Here is a 22,194-nt window from a genome sequence, read left to right as displayed (position 1 = left end):
TTCGCGACGCATAACCTGTCGGCCGACGGGGCGCTGCCCGGACAAGCCGGGCGGGGGACCAAGGCATGAGCGAACGTCTCTATATCTACGACACCACCCTGCGTGACGGTCAACAAACCCAAGGCGTGCAATTCTCAACCCCTGAGAAACACGCAATCGCCAAGACGCTCGACACCCTGGGCGTGGACTACATCGAAGGCGGCTGGCCCGGGGCGAACCCGACCGACAGCGATTTTTTCAATGAAGCGCCCAAAACCCGCGCCACCTTTACCGCCTTTGGCATGACCAAACGCGCCGGGCGCTCGGCGGAAAACGATGATGTGCTGGCCGAGGTGATGAACGCCAACACGCCAGCAGTGTGTCTTGTCGGCAAAACCCATGATTTCCACGTCAAAACCGCGCTTGGCATCACGCTTGACGAAAACGTCGAAAACATCCGCGCCTCGGTCGCCCATATGGTCGCGCAAGGCCGCGAGGCACTGTTTGACGCCGAGCATTTCTTTGACGGCTACAAAGCCAACGCGCCCTATGCGCTCGAATGCGTGCTGGCGGCGTTCAAAGCCGGGGCCAGATGGGGCGTGCTCTGTGACACCAACGGCGGCACATTGCCCAGCGAAATCCACCAGATCACCCGCGCGGTGATCGAAGCCGGGGTTCCGGGCGATCATTTGGGTATTCACACCCATAATGACACTGAAAATGCCGTTGCCGGGTCGCTGGCTGCCATCAACGCTGGCGCGCGCCAGGTCCAGGGCACGCTCAACGGTCTTGGCGAACGCTGTGGCAATGCCAACCTCACCACCTTGATCCCGACGCTGCTGCTCAAAGAACCCTACGCCAGCAAATTTGAAATCGGAATAACCCACGACGCGCTGAAAAACCTCACCCACGCGTCGCGTCAGCTTGACGATATCCTCAACCGCGTGCCGATGCGCCAGGCCCCCTATGTCGGCGCCAGCGCATTCGCCCACAAGGCGGGCCTGCACGCTTCTGCGATCCTCAAAGACCCCACCACTTATGAGCATATCGCGCCCGAACTGGTCGGCAATTCGCGCATCATTCCGATGTCCAATCAGGCCGGACAATCCAACCTGCGCCGCCGTCTGGCCGAAGCGGGGATCGAAACCGAAGCAGGCGATCCCGCGCTGAGCCGCATCCTTGATGAGATCAAATCACGCGAAGCGTTGGGTTATACCTATGACAGCGCACAGGCCAGCTTTGAGCTTCTGGCGCGCCGTGAACTTGGCATCATGCCCGAGTTTTTCGAGGTCAAACGCTACAAGGTCACTGTCGAGCGGCGCAAGAACAAATATGACCGCATGGTGTCGCTCTCCGAAGCGGTCGTGGTGGTCAAGATTGATGGCGAAAAGAAGCTCTCGGTTTCTGAAAGCCTGGATGAAAGCGGCTCTGATCGTGGCCCGGTCAACGCGCTTTCCAAAGCGCTCTCCAAGGATCTGGGGCGCTATCAGGGATTGACCGATGATGTGCGGCTGGTCGATTTCAAGGTGCGCATCACCCAAGGTGGCACCGAAGCCGTCACCCGTGTCATCATCGACAGCGAAGACGGGCAGGGACGGCGCTGGTCGACTGTCGGCGTGTCTCCCAACATTGTTGATGCGTCCTTTGATGCGCTGCTTGATGCGATCAACTGGAAGCTCCTGCGCGACGGAGCCGCGGGCTGAAATGCTGACCAAGATCCTGATCTCAGCGGCGATCAGCCTCGGCATTTTTTTCGCCATCGCACTGGGGATGATAGTTTCGCAACCAAGAATAGAGATGAAGGGGCGGCTGCAATCGCTTAATTTTGAAGGGATGAATTCTAAGTCCGGTAAGGTTCTTGCATTACCGCAGGTCGATGCGAAAACCCGCGATGGTCAAAGCTCGCCGGTCGGCTATCTGCAAGGCGACCAAGGCGCGCCCTTGCTGATCATGCTGCATGGATCCGGCTGGCAAGGCGCTCAATTCACAGGTCTCGCCAACAGTCTCGCGCCAAACGCCGACATCCTCGTGCCAAACCTGCGCGGCCATTGGAACGGTCCGGGGACTCGCGGCGATGTCGATTATATCGGCCAGTTAGAAGATGACCTCGCCGACCTGATCGCCCAATTCGCCAAACCCGATCAACAGGTGATCCTCCTGGGCCATTCCTCGGGTGGCGGACTGGTGGTGCGCATGGCGGGCGGTGCGCATCGCGCCCTGATCGACAAGGCGATCCTTCTGGCGCCTTTCCTCCAATACGACGCACCGATGACGCGGCCCAATTCGGGTGGCTGGGCGCATACGCTGGTGCGCCGGATGGTCGGTCTTTCAATGCTCAACATGGTGGGTATTCACGCGCTTGACCATCTTACGGTCATCCAGTTCAACATGCCCCGCGCCGTGCTCGACGGGCCTATGGGCCACACCGCCACAACCGCCTATTCGTGGCGGCTGAACCAGAGCTACGCCCCCCGGCGCGATTGGCTGGTCGACGTCGCCAAATTGCCCGAATTCCTGCTGGTCGCCGGGGACAAGGACGAAGCCTTTGACGCCGCGCTTTATGAGCAGACCCTTGCGCCCGCCAACGCCAACGGGCGTTATGAAATTGTGTCGGGTGTTGGACATCTCGCCATTGTCGATGCGCCACAAACCCGCGCCCTGATCGAGGCATTTATGAAATGAGTGATGATCTGGCCGCTTGTGCCGGCATAGTCGAGCGCGGCGATCCCGCGCGTTTCAAGGCCGTGATGGCCGCCCCGCCAAAGGCACGCAATGCGCTATTCCCGCTCTATGCCTTCAACGTCGAAGTGGCGCGGGTGCCGTGGCTCACTGCTGAACCGGGGATTGCCGAAATCCGGCTGCAATGGTGGATTGATGCGTTGGGCGAGATTGCAGCGGGTGGCATGGTGCGACGCCATGAGGTGATCGTGCCATTGGCGCTCGTGATCGACACCGAGCAGACGAAGTCATTGATCACATTGGCAGAAGCGCGCACCCGCGACGTCTACAACGATCCATTCGAGAACGAAGACGAGCTTCTGAGCTACCTTGATGACACGTCCGGGCGCCTTCTCGAGGTCGCGGTGGGGATGCTTGGAAAAGACGCATCCAACGCCGCGCAACATGCCGGGCGGGCGCAGGGCATTGCCAATTGGTTGGTGGCGGTGCCCGCGCTGAAAGCCGCCGGGCGTCACCCTCTGCCCGATGAAACCCCACAAGCGATTGCAAAACTGGCAGGTTTGGGGATAGCCGCGCTCAACGCGGCGCGCAGCGATACGATTGAACCGGCCGCACGCCCCGCATTCCTTGCACTGTCGGGTGTTCGCCGGGTGCTGCGCCTTGCACAACGTCGCCCCGAGGCCGTGCTGGGCGGAACACTCCTGCCAAGTCCGTTTCGCGCCAACCTTGATCTGATGCGCGCCGCATTGCTGAACCGCTGGTAACGCGGCCAAGGCGCTCCCTTCAGATCGTCTCGTCGCGCCGAAACGCCAGCCAGATCAGCGCACCACCCGCCAGCATCAGGAACGGTGCCATCGCAAGGTTAACGGCCGACCATCCCGCTTGCGCATCCCCGCCAGAACAGTTCATCAACCCGCCCGACGCCAGCGACGCCATGGTCACACCGCCAAACACGATTAGATCGTTGAGGCCCTGCATCCGCCCGCGTTCTTCGGGCGCATGGTTTGCCGCCAGCATCGTCGTGGCACCAATAAAGCCGAAATTCCAACCAAGGCCCAATAGGATCAGTGCGATATAGAAGTTTTCAACCGCGACTCCTTGCAAGGCAACGGCCCCTGCGCCCGCCAGAATGAACAGCCCAGTGGCCATGATCGTTCGCACACCAAACCGCGCGATCAGATGGCCGGTAAAGAAGCTGGGAATATACATCGCCAATACGTGCATTGAGACGATATCTGCGGCGGTGCTGGTCTCAAATCCACAGCCGACCACGGCCAAGGGTGTCGAAGTCATCACCAGATTCATCAGCGCATAAGACACCATTGCACAGATCACCGCGACTGCGATGACCGGCGTGGTGATCAACTCAAGGCGCGACCGCCCCTTGGGCGCGCCTTCCTCGGGCGCTTTGGGCGTCGGAATATCGAGAAACAGGAACAGCGCCGAGCCGAACACATTGGTCAGGATCACCGCGAGATAGGTGCCCATAAACGGGATCGCCATGGCATCAGCGGTGACTTTTACAACCTGCGGGCCGATAATGGCCGAGGCCAATCCGCCTGCCATCACATAAGAAATCGCCTTGGGACGAAACGCATCTGACGCCGTATCAGCGGCGGCAAAGCGATAGAAACCGTGCGCTGACATATAGACGCCGGTCAGCAGCGAGCCGAGAAGAAAAATCGGAAATGACGCCTGATAAAGACCATAGGCACCAACCGCGCCGCCAATTGCACCAAACGTGGCACCTACGAAAAACCCGGTGCGACGACCATACTTCTGCATGATCGCCGACACCGGCGTTGCCGCCAGCATTGACCCCAGCACAATCAGAGAAATCGGCAAGGTCGCAAAACACGGGTTTGAGGCGAGCGATTGCCCCGCCAATCCGCCAATGATGAAGATCATTGGCATCTGTGCGCCCAAGATTGCCTGCGCCATTACAAGGATGGCTACATTGCGCTTGGCGCGCGTATCGTCAAATTCTGCCACGGCTTCTGTCATGTGAAATCGCCTAAAGCCTTTTGCGTTTTTCTTGAATCGGGGGAAATGACAAAGGCCCGCGTCCATCAGCGTTGCGTGCGTTTTGCATCAAATCTGTGACCCAGATTAAGTGCAGAACGCTCTAGCCCTTTGCCGTGAGGGCCGCAAGTATGCCCTGACGTAGCGTTACGTCACGAAAGTGGAATATTTGCTGTAACCAATGCGCGCCACCAATCGGGCAGGGCGCTGCTCACGGTGGTTTTATCCCTGCTCGGCGGGTTTGCCACGTCCCAATGGGTCGAGGTTGCGGGGCGCAGCCCCCTTTGCCATCCCCTGCCAGTCAAGAACCTGCCGCATCAGCACCGAACGCCCAACGCATACAATTGCTGGTGGTGCCATGCCCGCAGCGGCGATATCAACTGCCAGCGCCCCAAGCGTGGTTTCAAGCACCTCCTGATCGGGTGTTGTCGCCTGACTGACCACAGCAACCGGCTCATCGGCGGGCCTGCCGGCGTCCATCAATTCGCCTGCGATCCGTTCGGCGTGTTTCATGCCCATATAGATCACAAGAACCTGCCCGCCCTGCGCCAGCGCGCGCCAGTTCAGTGTGGCTGGTGTTTCGCCCGCCGCATCATGGCCGGTCACAAAGGTCACCGCCTGGTTGACGTCGCGATGGGTCACCGGCACCCCGGCATAGGCCAGCCCGCCAATTCCGGCGGTAATCCCCGGAATGATGCGAACATGCACACCGTTTTGCACCAACGTCTGGGCCTCTTCGCCGCCGCGCCCGAACATGAAAGGGTCGCCCCCCTTGAGCCGCAACACCCGTCTACCCTCGCGCGCAAGCTCGATCAGCTGCATGGAAATGTCGCGCTGTTTGGCCGAAGGTTTGCCCCCACGTTTCCCGGCATAGATACGCTCGGCCTGCGGCGCCCATGTCAGAATCGTTTTTTCAACCAAGGCATCATAGATCACGACATCTGCCTGTCGCAGTGCATTGAGCGCATGCAACGTCAACAGGCCCGGATCACCCGGACCCGCACCACAAAGCCAGACCCATCCCGGCTCCATTTGAGGCCAGGAATGGTCGGGCAGGGCAGTATTGCTATCTGAATCAGTCATGGCGTCCTTATGCCGTGGTTTTCCATCCGCTGAAAAGGTGCCAATTTGCCCCGCGTGCCTGCTGCGCCGACGTCAAAAAAGTGCGAAAAACCGGGCCGAGGTGCGAGTTGCGTCTTTCATCCACCGCCGCAAGCCACTAGATAACTTGGCAGCAACGTCCCGGTCTGCGCATGTCTCCCGCGCGCGGTTCCGGTCATGGGAGAAGAAATATGCTTAACAATATCGGCCTTCCGGGCCTCCTTCTTATCGCCGTCGTCGTGCTTGTGCTTTTTGGCCGCGGTAAGATCAGCTCTTTGATGGGTGAAGTCGGCAAAGGCATCACATCGTTCAAGAAGGGCATCAATGAAGGCCAGGCAGAGCTTGAAAAAGAAGCCTCTGACACGGCCAAAGACATCACGCCCGAAAACGAAAAAGACAAGGTCTGACCCTTAGATGTTCGACCTTGGCTGGACCGAGCTGCTGCTGATTGGCATCGTCGCGCTAATCGTGGTTGGGCCGAAGGACTTGCCGGTGCTGTTCCGCAAGGTGGGGCAGTTCGTCGGCAAGGCCAAAGGCATGGCACGCGAATTCAGCCGGGCGATGGATGACGCCGCCGATGAGGCGGGCATCAAGGAAACCGCCAGCAGTCTGCGTAACATCGCTGACCCCAAGAAAATGGGGCTCGATGCGGTCAAGGAAGCGACGGACAGTTTCAAGGATTGGAAACCGGGCAGCCATACCGAGAAGTTGGCGCAAGATCGCGCCGATGCGGCCAAGAAAATTCACGACGCCTCTGCCAAGAGGGCGCAAGAGCGCAAGGCGAGCGACGCGATCAAGGCCGCGCAAGCCTCCTCTGATACCGCCAAGGACAGCGTAAAGACCAAGGCGCCGGCCAAGAAACCCGCCGCGAAAAAGCCCGCCACCAAAACTGCGACTGCCGCCAAACCGGCCGCTGCGAAAAAGACGGCAACGAAACCAGCCGCCAAATCGACAGCCAAGAAGCCCGCTGCAAAACCCGCCGCTAAACCCGCTGCCAAAAAACCGGCGACGAAGAAACCCGCGCCCAAGTCCACCGGAACCAAGGCATGAGTCAGCCCGACACCTCAGACGACGAAATCGAAGACAGCTCGGCCCCCCTGATCGAGCATCTGGCCGAGTTACGCACCCGGCTGATCCGCTCGGTTCTGGCGTTCATCGTCGGCATTGTTCTGGCGTTCATTGTCGCCGAGCCGATCCTTGAATTTCTGCTTCACCCGATCGAAGTGTCGCTGCGTGAACTGGGTGATCCTTCGCCCACGCTGCAATATACCTCACCACAGGAATACCTCTTTACCCTGTTTCGGATCTCGATGGTGTTCGGCTTCATGCTGGCCTTTCCGGTCATCGCCTTTCAGATGTATCGCTTTATTGCGCCGGGTCTTTACCGCACGGAAAAGAACGCCTTTCTGCCCTTCCTGATCGCCTCGCCGGTGATGTTCTTGCTGGGGGCTGCGTTTGCGCATTTCGTGGTCACGCCATTGGCGATGGCGTTCTTTCTGGGCTTTGCCGATGTCAGCTCGATTTTTGCCAATCTGCTCAATTCAACGGTGGATCAAATTCCCGATTCAGCGGTTTTGCTGCCAGACGGTGCCGTTGTGCCCCAAACCGCAGAAGGCCTGCGGATCACCTTTTTCGGTAAGGTCAATGAATCGCTCGATATCACGCTGAAATTCATCATCGCCTTTGGTCTGTGTTTTCAACTTCCGGTACTGCTAACGCTGATGGGCAAGGCCGGGCTGGTCAGCGCGGTAGGTCTGGGCGCGGTGCGCAAATATGCCATGGTCGGCATTCTGGTGCTGGCGGCCCTGGTCACACCGCCAGATGTCATCACCCAAGTCATCCTGTTCGTTGTGGTCTATGGCCTCTATGAAATCTCGATCTTCCTTGTAGGGCGCGTCGAGAAAAAGCGCGAAGCCAAGCTGCGCGCCGAAGGGCTGTGGTTTGAAGATGATGACGAAGAAGACGCCACCGCAGCGGCAGAGGCCGATGCAATGGACGACGAAGACGAATTCGATGATCCTCTGATGGCCGAATTTGACGACGAAGATGGCGATGATGGTGACGATACTGATGACGATAATGATCCCGGAATGGTGAATAAGTCTTGATGGGGAAGAAGGCCTTAAAACGCATCGCCGCCGCACTTGAGCGGATGTCGCCCGCGCCACAACCGGCGCCAGACTTTAGCATCGCAAGTGCCTTTGTCTGGCATGTAGAACCTGACCGGCTGGAACCGGTCAAGAATGTCAGCCGCGTTAATCTTGGACTGCTCCTTGGGGTGGACCGGGCGCGCGATACGCTCTTGGCCAACACCCGACAGTTTGCCGATGGTCTGCCCGCAAACAACGCGCTTCTTTGGGGCGCGCGTGGCATGGGCAAGTCTTCTCTGGTGAAAGCGGTGCATGCTGATGCGCAGACACGGTTTCCCGATCTGAAACTGATCGAGCTTCAACGCGAGGATTTGCCTTCGGTGGGGCGACTCTTGAATCTCCTGCGCGACTCAAAAGCGCGGTTTCTGCTGTTTTGCGATGATCTGTCGTTCTCGCATGATGATCAGCACTACAAATCGCTCAAGGCCGTGCTTGATGGCGGCATCGAAGGGCGGCCCGACAACGTAGTGTTCTACGCCACCTCGAACCGGCGTCACCTGATGCCACGCGACATGATCGAGAATGAACGTGGCTCTGCGATCAACCCCTCCGAGGCGGTTGAAGAGAAGGTATCGCTTTCGGACCGCTTTGGCCTCTGGCTCGGCTTCCACGCCTGCGATCAGCGCGAATATCTCGCCATGATCAGGGCCTATTGCGACCACTACGGGATCGAGATTTCCGACGACGATCTGCGCACGGAGGCCATCGAATGGCAGGCCACACGCGGCGCGCGCTCTGGCCGGGTGGCGTGGCAATACGTCACCGATCTGGCCGGTCGCAAAGGTGTCTCGCTGGGCTGAATTCGGCCACTGGACAACTCTCGGATAAAGCCCATCTTGGTGAGGTGAACCTCGCCCACCTGCGCCCGCTGCGTTAACCTGAATGCTAACGAAAGGTTACGCATTTTCCGGTAGCCGGTTTGCAGACGGTGCGCAGCCAGAGGGTGCACGCATGTCACCCCCCTTATTCTGGCGTTCTTCAGATGGTTAACGCTCGGGGACGGTCCGTTCAAACCTATTTGAGATAGGGCAGCGGATCGACGCTTTCAAAGCCCTTGCGGACCTCGAAATGCACGTAGGCGCTCTCGCCCGAGCGGATCGCAGCGATCTTCTGGCCCCGTTTGACGCTGGCGCCTTTTTTGACCGTGATCGCATCGATATTGGCATAAACGGTCAGCAGGTTATTGGCATGTTTGACCACGATGATCGGCACTTGGTCTGCATCGGCGGTAATCGCGGCCACAGTGCCGGATTCGGCGGCAAGAATTGGCGTGCCCGCACTGGCAGAAATGTCGATCCCGTCGTTCTTGCCCTTCTTGTACTCCCGTATGATCTTGCCCTGCACCGGATAACTTAGCCTACCACCCGTGCTCACTTTGGTTTGGGTCTTACCTAGATCTGGTGCTTGTGCCTGGCTTTCAGCCGCCGCTTGGGCAACCGGTTTTGTGGCCTCCTGAGGCAAGGGCGTGGTCGAGCTTGGAGGTGTCGGAGTCGGAGTACCAACGCCGGGCGCTTCGGTTTTATCAACCGGGGTTGCCTGTTTTGGGGCCGGTTCTTCGGGCACTGGAATCAAGAGATACTGGCCCTCGCGGATTGCGAAATCGCTGCCCAGCCCGTTCCATTCGGACAAGGCGCGCACTGAGACGTTATAAAGCCGTGAAATGGTAAAGGCTGTTTCGCCCCGTTGCACCTTGTGGCGCGTAGGCTCCAGCCCCCGCGCGATCACAGGCTCGGCCTGCGGTTTGGTAGCGGGTAGGGCGGTGGTTTCGATCTTCCTCTGCCCCGCACGATCAATAGCCCCCCCCGCAAGCGTCGAAATATCCACGCCCGGCGGCTGGATCGGCCCGCTGGTGGGTGACCCCGTAGCAGGTGATGGCTCGGCAACGCGGCGCGGCAAGGCCACGATTTCACCGCTGCGCAGTTTGTCTGTAGGTTCGATTCCGTTATATTTTGCAAGGGTATTGGCATCAATCCCGACACGCGCCGCGACGTCGGCGGCGGTATCGCCACGCTGGGCCACAGCGACCTGATAACTCGGATACGATATGATGCCGCGGTTGTCAGGTTTGGGGCGATCCGCAGTGGCTTGTCGCGCCGCATCAGCCGTATTGAGCCCGCCGAGCGCACCTCTCATGTCCAGATCAAGCGGGCCGTCGCACCCTGCCAGCATCATCGCACTGCCCAAAACCATTACACTGGCTGTTCCAAATCGAAACCGCATCTCGTTATCCTCAATCCCGCTCCCTTTACTCGGAGCTTAGGTCTACTTTACAGCATCTTACGTCTCTTTTCCCAAACCTTCCAGCAAGGGTACGAAACGCACCGGTCTCAATTCTTGATATTCCAACCCATCTTCGCTCCGCCTCACCTTGATCAAGTGCTGCACGGCATCGGACTGGCCCACCGGTACAACCATGATACCCCCGATTTTGAGCTGGGCCAAGAGCGGCCCGGGAGGGTCTTCGGCGGCGGCGGTCACGATGATGCGGTCAAACGGCGCCTGTTCTGGCAGGCCGAAGCTGCCGTCGGCGGTCATCGCTGTGATATTGGTAAAGTCCATGTTGCGAAAAATTGTGCTGGCTTCGCGAACGAGACGGCGATGCCGGTCAACCGTATAGACCCGCCGCGCCAGTTGGCTGAGAATGGCAGCCTGATAGCCCGAACCAGTGCCAACCTCGAGCACTTTGTCGCGCGGACTGACTTCAAGCGCCTGTGTCATCAGGCCTACGACAGAAGGTTGTGAGATCGTCTGGCCACAAGCGATGGGAAGCGGCATATCCTCATATGCGCGCTCTGAGAACAACCCGCGCACGAATGGGCCGCGGTCCACTTTTTCCATCGCATGCAGAACTCTTTGATCTGTCACACCTTTCGAGCGCAGAGCATAGAGAAACTGCATCTTGCGTTCGGCAATGTCATCGGGCGTGTTCATTGCAGCCCTTCAAATGCGCCCAGCACCTCGTGCGCGGTCAGGTCAGCGCGCATCGGCGTGACCGAAACATAGCCTTCGAGGTTTAACGCGGCATCGCTTCCCTGTGCGGTCGGGTGGTGTTGCTCACCGCCTTTAATCCAGAGAAACTTGCGCCCTGAGGGGGAAACATGTGTTTCGGTGGAGAAGCGGGTATCGCGCCGGAAGCCTTGAGTTGCGACTCGAATTCCAAGCACACGTGCGGCCGGCTGGGGTGGGAAGTTTACGTTGTAGAACAGGCGATAATCCGCTTGCTCTTGCGGCGCGGCGGCCAACACTTTGCGGATTGTTTCTGCCCCAAAACGGCGCGCAGCTTCAAACGGATCATCCGCTTGAAAATTTGCCGGGCCTAGATACTGCGAGAGGGCGAAAGAGGTAACTCTTTGCAGGGCACCTTCCATAGCAGCGCCCAACGTGCCGGAATAGAGGGCATTTTCAGCCGAATTGTTGCCGCGGTTCACGCCTGAAAGGATCAGGTCTGGCCGCTTGTCCATGACTTCGTGCAAACCTGCGAGGACACAATCGGCGGGGCTTCCCTCGGCGGCATATCGACGCTCACCCATCTTCGAAACCATCATCGGATGTGTGTAGCTTATGCAGTGAGCGACGCCGGATTGCTCAAACGCGGGGGCAACGGTCCAGACTTCGCCATCGGGACCAGCCAGATCGGCGGCGATTTCGTTCAGAACCTCAAGTCCCGGTGCGTTAATACCATCGTCGTTGGTTATGAGTATACGCATCGTTAATCCCGCTTGTTCTGACGAATTCATATACCGGTTCGCGTGTAATCTGAACCATCGAAAACGCTGCGATGGCGCATTCCACGCAAATGCGGAGGAATTGACACAGCATGCCGCACCTGTTGGGGCTTATTGCGCCGCGAGTTCACCCAACAATCGCACAGCTTCGTCTCGGGTCGAACTGAGCGTTGCGCGGTTTTCACCGGGAAAGAAACGGGCACGGGTTGCGGTGGTCATGGGACGTGGGTGCAAGATATGTACCCGAGGCCCGGTCTTGACCGTTTCGGCGGCCCAACTATTGGCAAGGGCGATCTGGGCTGACTTGGTTGCGCCATAGGCACCAAAAAACTTCTTGCCGCCTTGAGGGTCGTCGAAAAAAAGCACCGTTCCTGATGGTCCCAAAAGCGGAGATACAAAGCTGATCAACTGCCCGGTTGCCGTGACATTGATCGACACCGATTTGTCCCACGCCTTGGCGTCAATATGATCTGCGGGTGAGAGAGCGGCCGCATGAACGGCGGTGTGTGCCCAGAGATCGACATGTCCCCAACGGTCGTAAATGCTGCGGCAGAGTTGGGCCATGGCGTCAGGGTTGGTAATGTCCATGGGGGCCAGCGTAGCTTTGCCGCCCCTGAGTTGGATCTGGTCGTCCAACTCTTCCAGCGCGCCAGTGGTGCGGGCCACGGCGACGATGTGATGCGTTTCGCACAACGCTTCGGCAAGGCCTGCGCCAAGCCCGCGTGATGCACCGGTGATGAGGGCGATTTTCGTATCCATGAGGCGTTAGTGGCTTTGCCGTGCAGAAAGGTCAAGGCTATGAGCACGTTTCTTGATCCACGCGCGTGCCCCAATAACGAGCTCCTTAAATTGGTTCTTGACCAGAAGGGAATTGGACGGAGGCCGTCTCAGTTCGGCATCGTCAGACGGCTCGTGTGGCCATGCCGGGCAACGATGACTTCGCCTTCGGAAATCCTCACGATTTTGCCAACCCTGGTGCTCTCCCCCTTGGAAACTTTTTCGACTCGGCCTGACGGCATCCGGATCAGCGCTCCGGGCTTTTCCGGGCTGCCAAAGGTCCCAAGCAGCACCGGTTTGTTGAGTGCAAGAGTGCTGGTTTCAGTGGCATGCGTGGCGACTTGGGGGGGTGAGTCTTTGCCCGAGGGGTCGGATTCAAGGTTCTTTGACATGTGGCTGACGTTCTGGCTGTTGCTTTGAGCCAGTGCGAGTATCAGGCCACTGCAGCGAATCCCATATGGGCTGACGGCCATCGGCGGGAAATTGCTGCAATGCAGAAACGCCTACTCGGCAGCCTTCATTTCAAAGCCTTTTTCGATCATGTCAGCCGGCACAACCGGGTATTCCCCGGAGAAACAGGCGTCGCAATATTGCGGGCAGTCGTTCTTGCGCCCTTCGGCTTCGCCAACCGCACGGTAAAGCCCATCGAGCGAGATGAAGCGCAAACTGTCGACATTGAGATGCTTGCGCATTTCGTCTTCGCTCATCGTGGCGGCAAGAAGCTTTTCGCGTTGCGGCGTGTCGACACCATAAAAGCACGGCCAAGCCGTAGGTGGAGATGCGATACGGAAATGCACCTCCTTGGCGCCAGCGTCGAGAATCATTTCCTTGATCTTTCGACTCGTCGTGCCACGCACCACGCTATCATCGACCAAGATCACCCGCTTGCCTCGGATCAATGCGCGGTTCACGTTGAGTTTGAGGCGCACACCCATGTTTCGGATCTGTTCGGTGGGCTCGATGAAGGTGCGGCCCATGTATTGGTTGCGGATAATGCCCATGCCGAATGGAATGCCCGATTCATGGGCAAAGCCGATGGCGGCGGGAGTGCCGCTGTCTGGCACAGGGCAGACCAGATCGGCCTCGACCGGTGCCTCAATGGCCAGTTCCACACCGATCTGACGGCGGGTTTCATAGACTGACCGGTTGCCAATAATCGAATCTGGGCGGGAGAAATAGACATGTTCGAAAATGCAGAAGCGCGAAGGTTTTCGGCGGAAGGGGAATGAGCTTTCCACACCCTGACTGGAAATCACGACCATCTCGCCGGGCTCAATCTCCCGCACGTATTCAGCGCCGATGATATCGAGCGCACAAGTTTCCGAGCTGAGCGCCCAACCATCGGCGAGTTTACCCAATACCAAAGGCCGCACGCCAAGTGCGTCGCGCACGCCGATGATCTTGGTGCGTGTCATGGCGACAATGGAAAACGCCCCTTCGACCCGGCGCAAAGCGTCTTCCATCCGTTCGGGGATGGTGCGTTGAAGTGAGCGGGCCATCAGGTGGATGATGCATTCGCTGTCGGAAGACGATTGAAAGATCGAACCACGCTCGATCAATTCTTTTCGCAGGGCATCGGCATTCGTGATGTTGCCATTGTGGGCAATCGCTGCTCCGCCCATGGAGAACTCACCAAAGAAGGGCTGAACGTCGCGGATCACGGCACCTTTCGATCCGGTTGTGGAATAGCGCACGTGGCCGATGGCGACCGGGCCAGGTAAGGTCTCCATCAGTGACTGTTTAGTGAAATTGTCGCGCACATATCCAAATCGGCGGGCCGAATTGAATCCTTCAACGGGGTCGTGGCTGACGATGCCGCCAGCCTCTTGTCCTCGATGTTGCAGGGCGTGCAGGCCGAGTGCTACGAAATTCGCCGCTTCGGTTGGACCGATAACGCCGAAAACGCCGCATTCTTCCTTAAGCTTGTCGTCATCGAACGGGTGCGCTGGGGGCATTTGCAGGGGCACGGGGGCAGCTCCGAATCCGTCTTGTCGATCGAGCCCTCTTGTAAGGCCTCGGTTCGAGCATGTCACGAAAGGATCACAAACGAGATCCAGCTATTTTGCAGTTGCAGCAATCTACTCAGTGCAAACTCCGACGAGCTCTTCGTATTGGCGTGTAATCCAACCTAAAGCTTCTTCGGGATTGTTTTCTTCGATTTTGGTCGTGAACCGCGAGAACACACGGTGCGAGCGGCTGTCGTCGATCATCTGAATGTCCTGGCTGGTGATCACGGTTTCATAGACGAAGAACGCAATTGCCACGAGCAGAACACCACGCAATACGCCGAAAAGAAAACCCAGACCCTGGTCGATCCCGCCGAGCGCGGAGCGCTGTACCAGCGAGGAAAACAACGGTGTGAAGAGGGATGCCACCACCAGCGCGATGGCAAAGACGGCCGCAAAGCCGGCGATCATAGAAAGCTCGCAACTGTCAGACAGGAAATCGCCGACAACCGGGATTTCCTTGACCAATGGTTGCACCTGTGGCGCGAACAGAAAGGCCAGTATGGCGGCCAGAACCCAGCCTGCAATAGCAAGAGATTCGCGAACGAGACCGCGCGAATATGCCAAAAGCGCGGAGACGATGATGACCAGCGCCACGACGCCGTCAATGATGGTAAAGCCTTCCATGACTGTCCTTTTCCTTCTTGCGGATCAGCCCGCGCCGAAAATTTCGCCAACGAAGGCGGTGAGATCGGCCATCTTCGTAGCCTTGATCCCTTTGGTGTTTGCCGCTTTTCCACCTGACGGCATGATGGCTGAGGAGAAACCAAGTTTTTGCGCTTCTTTCAACCTGTTTTCCGTCTGGCTTACCGCGCGCAGCGCTCCCGAGAGGCTTATTTCGCCGAAAACCACCGTATCTGCGGGCAGGCAGGTGTCTTCGCGCGCCGACAGCAAGGCGGCTGCGACGGCGAGATCGGCGGCGGGTTCGGAAACCTTCATGCCGCCAGCAACGTTGAGATAAACATCGAGCCCGGCAAAGGGGATGCCGCAACGGGCTTCGAGCACCGCAAGAATCATGGCGAGGCGGCCGCCATCCCAGCCGACCACGGTTCGGCGCGGTTGAGAATGTGGTGAGGGTGCGACAAGTGCCTGAAATTCCACGAGAACGGGTCGCGTGCCTTCGATCCCGGCAAAGACCGCTGAGCCGGGGCTGGGTGCGCCACGCTCGGATAGGAACAGCGCCGAAGGGTTGAGAACTTGCGCCAACCCCTTGCCCGTCATCTCGAACACGCCGATCTCGTCGGCGGGTCCAAAGCGGTTCTTCACCGCGCGCAGGATGCGGAACTGATGGCCGCGCTCGCCTTCGAAATAAAGCACCGTATCGACCATGTGTTCGACCACGCGGGGGCCGGCAATCTGGCCGTCCTTGGTGACGTGGCCAACGAGGATCACGGAAATTCCCATGCGCTTGGCAAAGCTGGTGAGTTCGTGCGCGGCAGCGCGGACCTGCGAGACGGAACCAGGAGCGGAGCCGACATTGTCGGCCCACATGGTTTGGATCGAATCGATGATCGCGAGGGCCGGTCGTTCGGCCTCCAGAGTGGTTAATATATCGCGCAGATTGGTCTCGGTGGCGAGCTTGACCGGGGCATCGCCAAGTCCGAGGCGTTCGGCGCGCAGACGCACCTGTGCGCTGGCCTCCTCGCCGGAAACATATATTATTTTCAATCCATTAGAGGCAAAAGCTGCGGCGGCCTGCAACAGCAGAGTCGACTTGCCGATGCCGGGGTCGCCGCCGACCAGCAAGGCGGAGGCGGCAACAAGGCCGCCGCCGAGCACGCGATCAAGCTCTCCGATGCCGCTTTGGGTGCGCGGCGGTGGTGCCTCGGCGCTGGAAAGGTCCGACAGTGCAACAGCTTTGCCGCGCGCCCCGCCAAGCGTTTTTGAGGCCGGGCCAGCGGCGGAAATCGGCACCTCTTCGACAATCGAATTCCATTCGCCGCACGAATCACAACGCCCCGACCATTTATTGTGCTTTGCGCCGCAAGCGTTGCAGGAGAAGTTTGGTGTCTTGGCCATGGCAAGCGTGTTGCATAAGCGGGTGCAGCGGGTCAAACGGCAATTTTCGCCCCAAAGTATGCGGTCGCGATTAAGTCTGCGTTACTCGGCTGCGCGGGGCAGTTCGATCACCTTGTTGGAGCGATGAGTAACCCGCTCGGTGGTCATTTCGGGCAGGATCACGAACAACTCGTCGCGCAGGCGTTCAAGTTGCGACGCCGCCACGCTTTCTTCCAACTCGACCTGGGTGAGCCAGTGTTTCAATTCCTGGTGGATGACCTTGGCCTGATCGAGACGCTGGGTGAAATTTTCGACCTCTTGTTGGCGCTGGCGCAGGAAATCGCGGGCGCGATTAACGTTGACGTCTGCGTAGGTAACCGCCAGTTCGCGCGAGACGAAGCTCATTTGTGCCGCCATTTCAAGTATTTCTGGCTCCATCATGCCAAGGTCGGGATGATCGCGCAGATAGGCCAGTCGTTCGCGCATGGCATCGAATTCTGCCGAAAGCTGGAACGTCGTGGAGCGATCAGCGGCATGCGCATGGTGGTAAGCGCGGGCGACGTCCTCGATCCCCATGTGGAAGGCCCGGTGTGAATTCTCGAGCGCCATGATGCGCTTGTTCGAGGGCAAGAAGAAGGTCAGCATCACGGCCAGAACCGTGCCGCCGATCTGCACATACATGCCTGCGTTTTCAACCGGTTGTCCGCCGATGCTCAACTGAAGGTCAAGCCAGGACCAATAGCCGGTGGCCGACAGCGCGGTGGCGATGAGCAGACCCACGGCCAGCAGCGCGAATACCAGCACCGCGAGACGGTGAAAAAGATGCTGCGCAAGTTGTAGCGCGGCGTGGAAATGGGCACCCATGACGTCCCCCCCAGGATGTCAAACAAAATAGATAACTTGGCAAGAATACGCCGAAGACGGGGTAAAACGCTACGAAAAAAGCGAAATCTGAGGGGGAAAGCCCGAGGAGGCACGGCAGAAACGGTTGGATTGTTTCCTGATTCTAAACAATCACGCCTTTTTTGAGTTTTCGTTCAGAAAGGAAGCCGATGGTGATCGAGGCGAGGATACAGGCGGTGAAGAGGTAGAGGCCCCAGGCGACCTCGATCCGACCGACGCCGATGCCTTTGGACAGCGTGATGTAGAGTGCAATCAGGAAGATGTCGGCCATCGCCAGTTTGCCCAGAATATGCAGCACCGGCAGGACTTTGGGCGACAGAAGGTCGAAATGCAGCAGGCCCAGACCGATGGTTTTGAGATAGGGCGCGAAGAGGGCAAAGAAAGTGACCAGGAGGGCGAGAAAAATGTCAGAGCCCCAGAGGCTTTGGAGGCCGGATATCACGCTGATTTCATTGAGGGAAAATAGCGGCAGGCCAAGGCCCGCACGCATCAGTGGGGCAAACCACGCGAGGGGAAACAGGACGAGAAGCGAGAGATTGGCGAAGCGCAGCATAAGATCCCTTTTCGCGAGGCGTGCAACAGGAGGTAAGGCGAGACGCGGCGCTGTGCAATGATGCCAGACGTTAAGCAGTTGTGAAGAGAGGTTTCCGAGCCGTGAAAGGCGGATTTGGAGGGGGTGACTTCCGGCTGCCCCCCGGCTGCTCTCTGGCTGCCGGGCAAATGTTAAGAATTGGTTAAGCCAAAAGGTTAAGGCGGCGCACGATGGTGTAACGATCACAAGCGCGCGTGCGTGCGGGATTTCGCCAGTGTGGCCCGGCGTCGGGGGTTATCTGATGGCTTCGATCGGCCCTTCGGCGCGACCGTGGATAAATTGATCGAGGTAGGGATCGCCGCTGTTGTCCATCTCACCGACGGGGCCGGTCCATTTGATCACGCCGTCATGCAGCATCGCCACGTTGTCGGCGATGGCGCGCACCGAAGACATGTCATGGGTGATGGTCATGGCGGTGGCGCCCATTTCGACGACGATCTCGCGGATTAGTTCGTTGATGACGCCGGACATGATCGGGTCAAGGCCGGTGGTGGGTTCGTCAAAGAAGATGATCTCGGGTTCGGCGGCGATGGCACGCGCAAGGCCGACGCGCTTTTGCATGCCACCCGAGAGTTCCGCCGGGAAGAGATCGGCCACCTCTGATTTGAGGCCGACGCGGCGCAGCTTTTCGATGGCGATGTCGCGGGCTTCGTCCCGCGGGCGCTTGAGCGAGCCGCGCAGCAGGCGGAAGGCGACGTTTTGCCAGACCGGGAGGCTGTCGAACAGTGCGCCACCTTGGAATAACATGCCGAAGCGGGCGAGAAATGCGTCGCGGTCGCCGGTGTTCACATCGTTGCCATCGACGGTGATCTGACCCTTGTCGGGGGTGATGAGACCGAGCACACATTTCAGCGCCACGGATTTGCCGGTGCCCGAGCCGCCAATGATGACCATGGAGGAGCCGCGCGGGATGGTGAGGTTGACGCCTTGCAGAACCTTGTTGGAGCCGAAGGCCTTGTGAACGTCTGTGAGCGTGATCATCGGCACGTCTCCGAACGGCAAACCGCCGGGGCGCTGCCCCGGACCCCGGGATATTTCGGGCAAGATGAAGCGGCAAAGGATATGGCGTAGGCGTGGGTCATGCCGAGAAGAACAGTTCGGTGAGGATGTAGTTGGAGGCGAGGATCATCACCGAGGCGGCGACCACGGCGGATTTGGTGGCGCGCCCGACGCCCTGGGCGCCGCGGCCCGAGTTCATACCGTAAAAGCATCCCATGGTGGCGATGATGAAGCCAAAGACCGCGCCCTTGAGCAGGCCCGATGTCACATCCCACATCTCGAGGAAATCGACGGTGTTCTTGAGATATGCGGCGGCGTTGAAATCAAGCCGGGTGATGCCGACGAGATAGCCGCCCATGATGCCGATGGCATCACCGACCCCGACCAGCACCGGCACGGCCAGGGTGGCAGCCAGAACGCGCGGCAGGGTGAGGTATTTCATTGGGTCGGTTGAGAGCGTGGTGAGCGCGTCGATTTGTTCGGTGACTTTCATTGTGCCGATTTCGGCGGCGATGGAAGAGGCGACGCGGGCGGCGACCATGAGGCCGCCAAGCACGGGCCCCAACTCGCGCGCCATGCCGATGGCGACGATCGAGGGGACCACGGATTCGGCGTTGAAGCGTGCACCACCAGCGTAGATTTGCAGCGCCAGAGCGCCGCCGGTGAAGAGGGCGGTGAGGCCGACGACGGGAAGCGAGAGCCAGCCGATTTGCACCAGGGCATGCAGGAATTCGCGGGCGTAGAACGGCGGGCGGATAAGATGGGTGAGCGTGGCAAAGGCGAATTGCGTGATCCGCCCGACGAAGGCCAGACCGCCCAACACGGCGCCGCCGAGGGCGGCGAGGGGGCTGGTGAGTGTGGCGATGCTCATGGTGTGTTTATCCGCCGAAGTAGCGCCGCGCATAGCGCGGGCCGAGCGAGGTGAGGATTTCATACCCGATGGTGCCTGCAGCGCGGGCCAGTTCATCGATCCTTTGCGCGTCGCCGATGATTTCGAGCGATGTGGGGGTTTCGTTCAGCGCCGAGATGTCGACGGTGATGAGATCCATCGAAATGCGGCCCAGGATCGGACAGGGAGTGTCGCCGTAATGCAGCGTGCCGGTTCCTGAAAGGGTGCGCAGCAGGCCATCGGCGTAGCCCGAGGCGACGGTGGCGACACGGGTGGGGGTCTTGGCGATGAAGCTGTTGGAATAGCCAACGGATTCGCCGGGATCGATGTTGCGGATCTGGATCACGGGCAATTCGAGGCGCACGACCGGCGTGGCCAGATCGAAGGGGTTGCCGCCGTAAAGGCCGATTCCGGGGCGGGTCAGATCGAAGTGATACTCGCGCCCCAGAAGGATGCCGCCCGTGGCCGCGAGGGAGCGTGGGATGTCGAGCCCGTCTGTCATCTCGCGGAACGTGGTGAGTTGGCGGCGGTTCATATCGTTGTTGGGCTCATCCGCGCAGGCAAGATGCGACATCAGGAGCGTGGGGCCTTGTGATACCGCGATATCGCGCACCGCCTGCCATTCGGATGGCTCCATTCCGAGGCGGTTCATGCCGCTATCGAGTTGAATGCCGAAGGGCGCACCGGGGAGGGCTTCGACGTGGCGCAAAAGCTGATCGAGGCTGTTGATCATCGGGGTAAGCGAGAGATCGTTGATCATGTCGGTATCGCCGGCCATATGGCCCGCCATGACGTTGATTTCCGGGCCCGGCCCGAGGACTTCGCGCAGCGCGCCGCCTTCTTCTGCGATGGCGACGAAGAAGCGACGCGCCCCGGCGCGGGCCAGTGCGCGGGCCACCTTTGGCGCGCCAAGGCCATAGCCATCGGCCTTGACCACGGCACCGGTTTCGCCGTCGCACATTGCAGCAAGACTGCGCCAGTTGGTCACCAGCGCGTCGAGATCAATTGTAAGAATTCCACTAGCCATGGGGCTTTGTTGTCGGGGGGCGTGCGGAGGTCAAGGGGAAAGGGTCGGCAAGCTTGGGATTTGGCGGATTGTGGTCTAAGCTGAGCCGATATTTTGAGAAGTCGTGAGTTTTTGAGAAGTCGTGAATTGAAGAGGGAAGATTCTGATGAAGACATTTGCTTTGTCGCTGGCGCTTGTCGGCGGGTTGTTGACGCCACAGGTCGGCTTGGCCGGGCCAAACGAAGACGCGGCCGAGAAGATCGCCAAATGTATTGAACGCAGTTGTCGGCCACTCGATCTGGGGATCAAGGGCCTGACGGAGATTCCGCAAGCTGCGCTTGCGATGCCGGGGCTGATGGGGCTGCGTCTTGGGCGGTCGGATGTTGAGGATTTCAGCGCGCTGAGCGGGCTGATCTGGTTGGATGAGTTGGATCTGGGGCGTAGCAAGATCACCGATCTTATGCCGATTTCGACTCTGACCGGGCTGACCAAGCTGGAACTTGACGGTGTCGAGGTGAGCGATCTGTCGCCCTTGTCGCGGTTGCGGGCGCTGCGGCGGCTTGATTTGACCAGCGTTCCGACCCAAGACCTTTCGCCGCTGGCGGGTATGAAGGCGCTGGAATGGTTGAGTCTGAACAGCAGCGGCGTGCGTGATCTGTCGCAACTGGCAGGATTGGGAGCGTTGAACCAACTATATCTCGACAACACGAGCGTCACCGATTTTGCGCCGTTGGCAGAATTGAAAAGCCTATATGGGCTTTACCTCGACAACACGGCGATCAGCGATCTCAGCCCAATTGCGCAGTTGCAGGGGCTGACGGAGCTGCGGCTCAGTGGGACGAAGGTGACAGACCTTTCACCGATTGCGGGCAACCTGGGACTGCGGGTGTTGGTGCTGAACAAACTTGGGCTCAGTGACCTCAGGCCGATTGCGGCGCTGGCCGGGTTGCGCGAAATTCACTTGGAGCGGACCGGGGTGAGTGATCTTGGGCCGCTGGCCGGGATGCGTCTGTTGCGCAAGATAAGGGCGAATGGCGCAGCGGTGCGCGATCTGTCGCCATTGGCGCGGTTGGTGATGCTGGAGGATGTTTCGCTGAACGGAACCGAGGTCAGCGACATTCTTCCGCTGGCGCGGTTAGACCGATTGAGAAACCTGAGCCTACGTGACACCAAAGTGACGGATATTTCGGTGCTGGCGGGTAAGAACAAGCTGAGTTCAATTGACCTGAGTGGCACGGGGATTGTGGATTTGTCGCCGCTGTTGGAACTGGAAAAGCTACGTAGCGTGATCTTGGGCAAGGAGCACACTGCCAACCCGGAGCATGTGCAACAGTTGGAAGCGCGCAAGGTCAGAGTCCGCTGATTTGC

At 59.2% G+C, this 22,194-nt stretch carries 23 protein-coding genes; 8 read left to right on the top strand and 15 right to left on the bottom strand.

The window, feature by feature from the left end; all coding sequences use genetic code 11:
* The first annotated feature begins 65 nt into the window (after positions 1-65).
* Genes cimA through LZG00_10850 form a run of 3 tightly spaced genes read left to right on the top strand, consistent with a single transcriptional unit; the run spans position 66 to position 3,422 of the window.
* Complete coding sequence (gene cimA, locus LZG00_10860; GenBank protein MCF3594501.1) at positions 66-1,682, top strand: citramalate synthase; 1,617 nt, start codon at positions 66-68, stop codon at positions 1,680-1,682.
* 1 nt (position 1,683) lies between these two features.
* Entirely contained in the window at positions 1,684-2,661 is a 978-nt protein-coding gene (locus tag LZG00_10855; protein MCF3594500.1) for an alpha/beta hydrolase, read from the top strand.
* Positions 2,658-3,422 (top strand): squalene/phytoene synthase family protein, encoded by a 765-nt coding sequence (locus tag LZG00_10850; protein ID MCF3594499.1) that lies wholly within the window; start codon positions 2,658-2,660, stop codon positions 3,420-3,422. The genes LZG00_10855 and LZG00_10850 overlap by 4 nt, the downstream gene beginning before the upstream one ends.
* A 19-nt stretch (positions 3,423-3,441) precedes the next feature.
* On the opposite strand, the gene LZG00_10845 is transcribed toward LZG00_10850, so the two are convergent.
* Together LZG00_10845 and cobA are read right to left on the bottom strand one after the other, a co-directional pair.
* Positions 3,442-4,662, bottom strand: a complete 1,221-nt coding sequence (locus tag LZG00_10845; protein ID MCF3594498.1) for an MFS transporter — start codon at positions 4,660-4,662, stop codon at positions 3,442-3,444.
* A 240-nt stretch (positions 4,663-4,902) separates the two neighbouring features.
* Positions 4,903-5,763: a uroporphyrinogen-III C-methyltransferase gene (cobA, locus tag LZG00_10840; protein MCF3594497.1), complete on the bottom strand. Its 861-nt coding sequence runs from the start codon at positions 5,761-5,763 to the stop codon at positions 4,903-4,905.
* 209 nt (positions 5,764-5,972) lie between these two features.
* Here cobA and LZG00_10835 point away from each other — a divergent pair, with 209 nt between their 5' ends.
* Genes LZG00_10835 through LZG00_10820 form a run of 4 tightly spaced genes read left to right on the top strand, consistent with a single transcriptional unit; the run spans position 5,973 to position 8,731 of the window.
* The gene (locus tag LZG00_10835; GenBank protein ID MCF3594496.1) at positions 5,973-6,188 is read left to right on the top strand and encodes a twin-arginine translocase TatA/TatE family subunit; all 216 of its coding nucleotides are present in this window, start codon (positions 5,973-5,975) and stop codon (positions 6,186-6,188) included.
* A gap of 7 nt (positions 6,189-6,195) precedes the next feature.
* On the top strand, positions 6,196-6,831 hold the full coding sequence (gene tatB / locus LZG00_10830) for a Sec-independent protein translocase protein TatB (GenBank protein MCF3594495.1): 636 nt from the start codon (positions 6,196-6,198) through the stop codon (positions 6,829-6,831).
* Positions 6,828-7,889, top strand: coding sequence for a twin-arginine translocase subunit TatC (locus tag LZG00_10825; protein ID MCF3594494.1), 1,062 nt, complete (start codon positions 6,828-6,830; stop codon positions 7,887-7,889). The genes tatB and LZG00_10825 overlap by 4 nt, the downstream gene beginning before the upstream one ends.
* Positions 7,889-8,731 carry an ATP-binding protein gene (locus tag LZG00_10820; GenBank protein ID MCF3594493.1) on the top strand — a complete coding sequence of 281 codons (843 nt, stop codon included), beginning with the start codon at positions 7,889-7,891 and terminating at the stop codon, positions 8,729-8,731. Before LZG00_10825 ends, LZG00_10820 begins: the two co-directional genes overlap by 1 nt.
* Before the next feature lie 214 nt (positions 8,732-8,945).
* On the opposite strand, the gene LZG00_10815 is transcribed toward LZG00_10820, so the two are convergent.
* From LZG00_10815 to alr, 13 genes are all read right to left on the bottom strand, one after another.
* The gene (locus tag LZG00_10815) at positions 8,946-10,151 is read right to left on the bottom strand and encodes a peptidoglycan DD-metalloendopeptidase family protein (protein ID MCF3594492.1); all 1,206 of its coding nucleotides are present in this window, start codon (positions 10,149-10,151) and stop codon (positions 8,946-8,948) included.
* Between the two features lie 57 nt (positions 10,152-10,208).
* Positions 10,209-10,862 (bottom strand): protein-L-isoaspartate(D-aspartate) O-methyltransferase, encoded by a 654-nt coding sequence (locus tag LZG00_10810; GenBank protein ID MCF3594491.1) that lies wholly within the window; start codon positions 10,860-10,862, stop codon positions 10,209-10,211.
* A complete protein-coding gene (gene surE / locus LZG00_10805; protein ID MCF3594490.1) occupies positions 10,859-11,638 on the bottom strand; it encodes a 5'/3'-nucleotidase SurE in 780 nt (259 codons plus the stop codon). Before surE ends, LZG00_10810 begins: the two co-directional genes overlap by 4 nt.
* A gap of 129 nt (positions 11,639-11,767) precedes the next feature.
* Positions 11,768-12,415 (bottom strand): SDR family oxidoreductase, encoded by a 648-nt coding sequence (locus LZG00_10800; GenBank protein MCF3594489.1) that lies wholly within the window; start codon positions 12,413-12,415, stop codon positions 11,768-11,770.
* A 128-nt stretch (positions 12,416-12,543) separates the two neighbouring features.
* Positions 12,544-12,825 carry a pilus assembly protein PilP gene (locus LZG00_10795; GenBank protein ID MCF3594488.1) on the bottom strand — a complete coding sequence of 94 codons (282 nt, stop codon included), beginning with the start codon at positions 12,823-12,825 and terminating at the stop codon, positions 12,544-12,546.
* 111 nt (positions 12,826-12,936) lie between these two features.
* A complete protein-coding gene (gene purF, locus LZG00_10790) occupies positions 12,937-14,388 on the bottom strand; it encodes an amidophosphoribosyltransferase (protein MCF3594487.1) in 1,452 nt (483 codons plus the stop codon).
* A gap of 123 nt (positions 14,389-14,511) precedes the next feature.
* Positions 14,512-15,066: a CvpA family protein gene (locus LZG00_10785; GenBank protein MCF3594486.1), complete on the bottom strand. Its 555-nt coding sequence runs from the start codon at positions 15,064-15,066 to the stop codon at positions 14,512-14,514.
* 24 nt (positions 15,067-15,090) lie between these two features.
* Positions 15,091-16,458, bottom strand: coding sequence for a DNA repair protein RadA (gene radA / locus LZG00_10780; protein MCF3594485.1), 1,368 nt, complete (start codon positions 16,456-16,458; stop codon positions 15,091-15,093).
* An 81-nt stretch (positions 16,459-16,539) separates the two neighbouring features.
* The gene (locus tag LZG00_10775) at positions 16,540-17,301 is read right to left on the bottom strand and encodes a DNA repair protein (GenBank protein MCF3594484.1); all 762 of its coding nucleotides are present in this window, start codon (positions 17,299-17,301) and stop codon (positions 16,540-16,542) included.
* Positions 17,302-17,443: 142 nt separating this feature from the next.
* Entirely contained in the window at positions 17,444-17,893 is a 450-nt protein-coding gene (locus tag LZG00_10770; protein MCF3594483.1) for a paraquat-inducible protein A, read from the bottom strand.
* A 273-nt stretch (positions 17,894-18,166) separates the two neighbouring features.
* Positions 18,167-18,913, bottom strand: coding sequence for an ATP-binding cassette domain-containing protein (locus tag LZG00_10765; protein MCF3594482.1), 747 nt, complete (start codon positions 18,911-18,913; stop codon positions 18,167-18,169).
* Between the two features lie 97 nt (positions 18,914-19,010).
* A complete protein-coding gene (locus LZG00_10760) occupies positions 19,011-19,802 on the bottom strand; it encodes an ABC transporter permease (protein MCF3594481.1) in 792 nt (263 codons plus the stop codon).
* 7 nt (positions 19,803-19,809) lie between these two features.
* Entirely contained in the window at positions 19,810-20,847 is a 1,038-nt protein-coding gene (alr, locus tag LZG00_10755; protein MCF3594480.1) for an alanine racemase, read from the bottom strand.
* 145 nt (positions 20,848-20,992) lie between these two features.
* Here alr and LZG00_10750 point away from each other — a divergent pair, with 145 nt between their 5' ends.
* Positions 20,993-22,189, top strand: a complete 1,197-nt coding sequence (locus tag LZG00_10750) for a hypothetical protein (GenBank protein ID MCF3594479.1) — start codon at positions 20,993-20,995, stop codon at positions 22,187-22,189.
* The last annotated feature ends 5 nt before the right edge of the window (positions 22,190-22,194 follow it).

Source organism: Rhodobacteraceae bacterium LMO-JJ12, assembly GCA_021555075.1.
Taxonomy (GTDB): domain Bacteria; phylum Pseudomonadota; class Alphaproteobacteria; order Rhodobacterales; family Rhodobacteraceae; genus JAKGBX01.
The sequence above is the reverse complement of the archived record's forward strand: the minus strand, read 5'-3'. Positions and strand labels throughout refer to the sequence as shown.

Coding starts and splice junctions, on each gene's coding strand:
- cimA (MCF3594501.1), top strand. CDS start 66: ATGAGCGAACGTCTCTATATCTACGACACCACCCTGCGTGACGGTCAA.
- LZG00_10855 (MCF3594500.1), top strand. CDS start 1,684: ATGCTGACCAAGATCCTGATCTCAGCGGCGATCAGCCTCGGCATTTTT.
- LZG00_10850 (MCF3594499.1), top strand. CDS start 2,658: ATGAGTGATGATCTGGCCGCTTGTGCCGGCATAGTCGAGCGCGGCGAT.
- LZG00_10845 (MCF3594498.1), bottom strand. CDS start 4,662: ATGACAGAAGCCGTGGCAGAATTTGACGATACGCGCGCCAAGCGCAAT.
- cobA (MCF3594497.1), bottom strand. CDS start 5,763: ATGACTGATTCAGATAGCAATACTGCCCTGCCCGACCATTCCTGGCCT.
- LZG00_10835 (MCF3594496.1), top strand. CDS start 5,973: ATGCTTAACAATATCGGCCTTCCGGGCCTCCTTCTTATCGCCGTCGTC.
- tatB (MCF3594495.1), top strand. CDS start 6,196: ATGTTCGACCTTGGCTGGACCGAGCTGCTGCTGATTGGCATCGTCGCG.
- LZG00_10825 (MCF3594494.1), top strand. CDS start 6,828: ATGAGTCAGCCCGACACCTCAGACGACGAAATCGAAGACAGCTCGGCC.
- LZG00_10820 (MCF3594493.1), top strand. CDS start 7,889: ATGGGGAAGAAGGCCTTAAAACGCATCGCCGCCGCACTTGAGCGGATG.
- LZG00_10815 (MCF3594492.1), bottom strand. CDS start 10,151: ATGCGGTTTCGATTTGGAACAGCCAGTGTAATGGTTTTGGGCAGTGCG.
- LZG00_10810 (MCF3594491.1), bottom strand. CDS start 10,862: ATGAACACGCCCGATGACATTGCCGAACGCAAGATGCAGTTTCTCTAT.
- surE (MCF3594490.1), bottom strand. CDS start 11,638: ATGCGTATACTCATAACCAACGACGATGGTATTAACGCACCGGGACTT.
- LZG00_10800 (MCF3594489.1), bottom strand. CDS start 12,415: ATGGATACGAAAATCGCCCTCATCACCGGTGCATCACGCGGGCTTGGC.
- LZG00_10795 (MCF3594488.1), bottom strand. CDS start 12,825: ATGTCAAAGAACCTTGAATCCGACCCCTCGGGCAAAGACTCACCCCCC.
- purF (MCF3594487.1), bottom strand. CDS start 14,388: ATGCCCCCAGCGCACCCGTTCGATGACGACAAGCTTAAGGAAGAATGC.
- LZG00_10785 (MCF3594486.1), bottom strand. CDS start 15,066: ATGGAAGGCTTTACCATCATTGACGGCGTCGTGGCGCTGGTCATCATC.
- radA (MCF3594485.1), bottom strand. CDS start 16,458: ATGGCCAAGACACCAAACTTCTCCTGCAACGCTTGCGGCGCAAAGCAC.
- LZG00_10775 (MCF3594484.1), bottom strand. CDS start 17,301: ATGGGTGCCCATTTCCACGCCGCGCTACAACTTGCGCAGCATCTTTTT.
- LZG00_10770 (MCF3594483.1), bottom strand. CDS start 17,893: ATGCTGCGCTTCGCCAATCTCTCGCTTCTCGTCCTGTTTCCCCTCGCG.
- LZG00_10765 (MCF3594482.1), bottom strand. CDS start 18,913: ATGATCACGCTCACAGACGTTCACAAGGCCTTCGGCTCCAACAAGGTT.
- LZG00_10760 (MCF3594481.1), bottom strand. CDS start 19,802: ATGAGCATCGCCACACTCACCAGCCCCCTCGCCGCCCTCGGCGGCGCC.
- alr (MCF3594480.1), bottom strand. CDS start 20,847: ATGGCTAGTGGAATTCTTACAATTGATCTCGACGCGCTGGTGACCAAC.
- LZG00_10750 (MCF3594479.1), top strand. CDS start 20,993: ATGAAGACATTTGCTTTGTCGCTGGCGCTTGTCGGCGGGTTGTTGACG.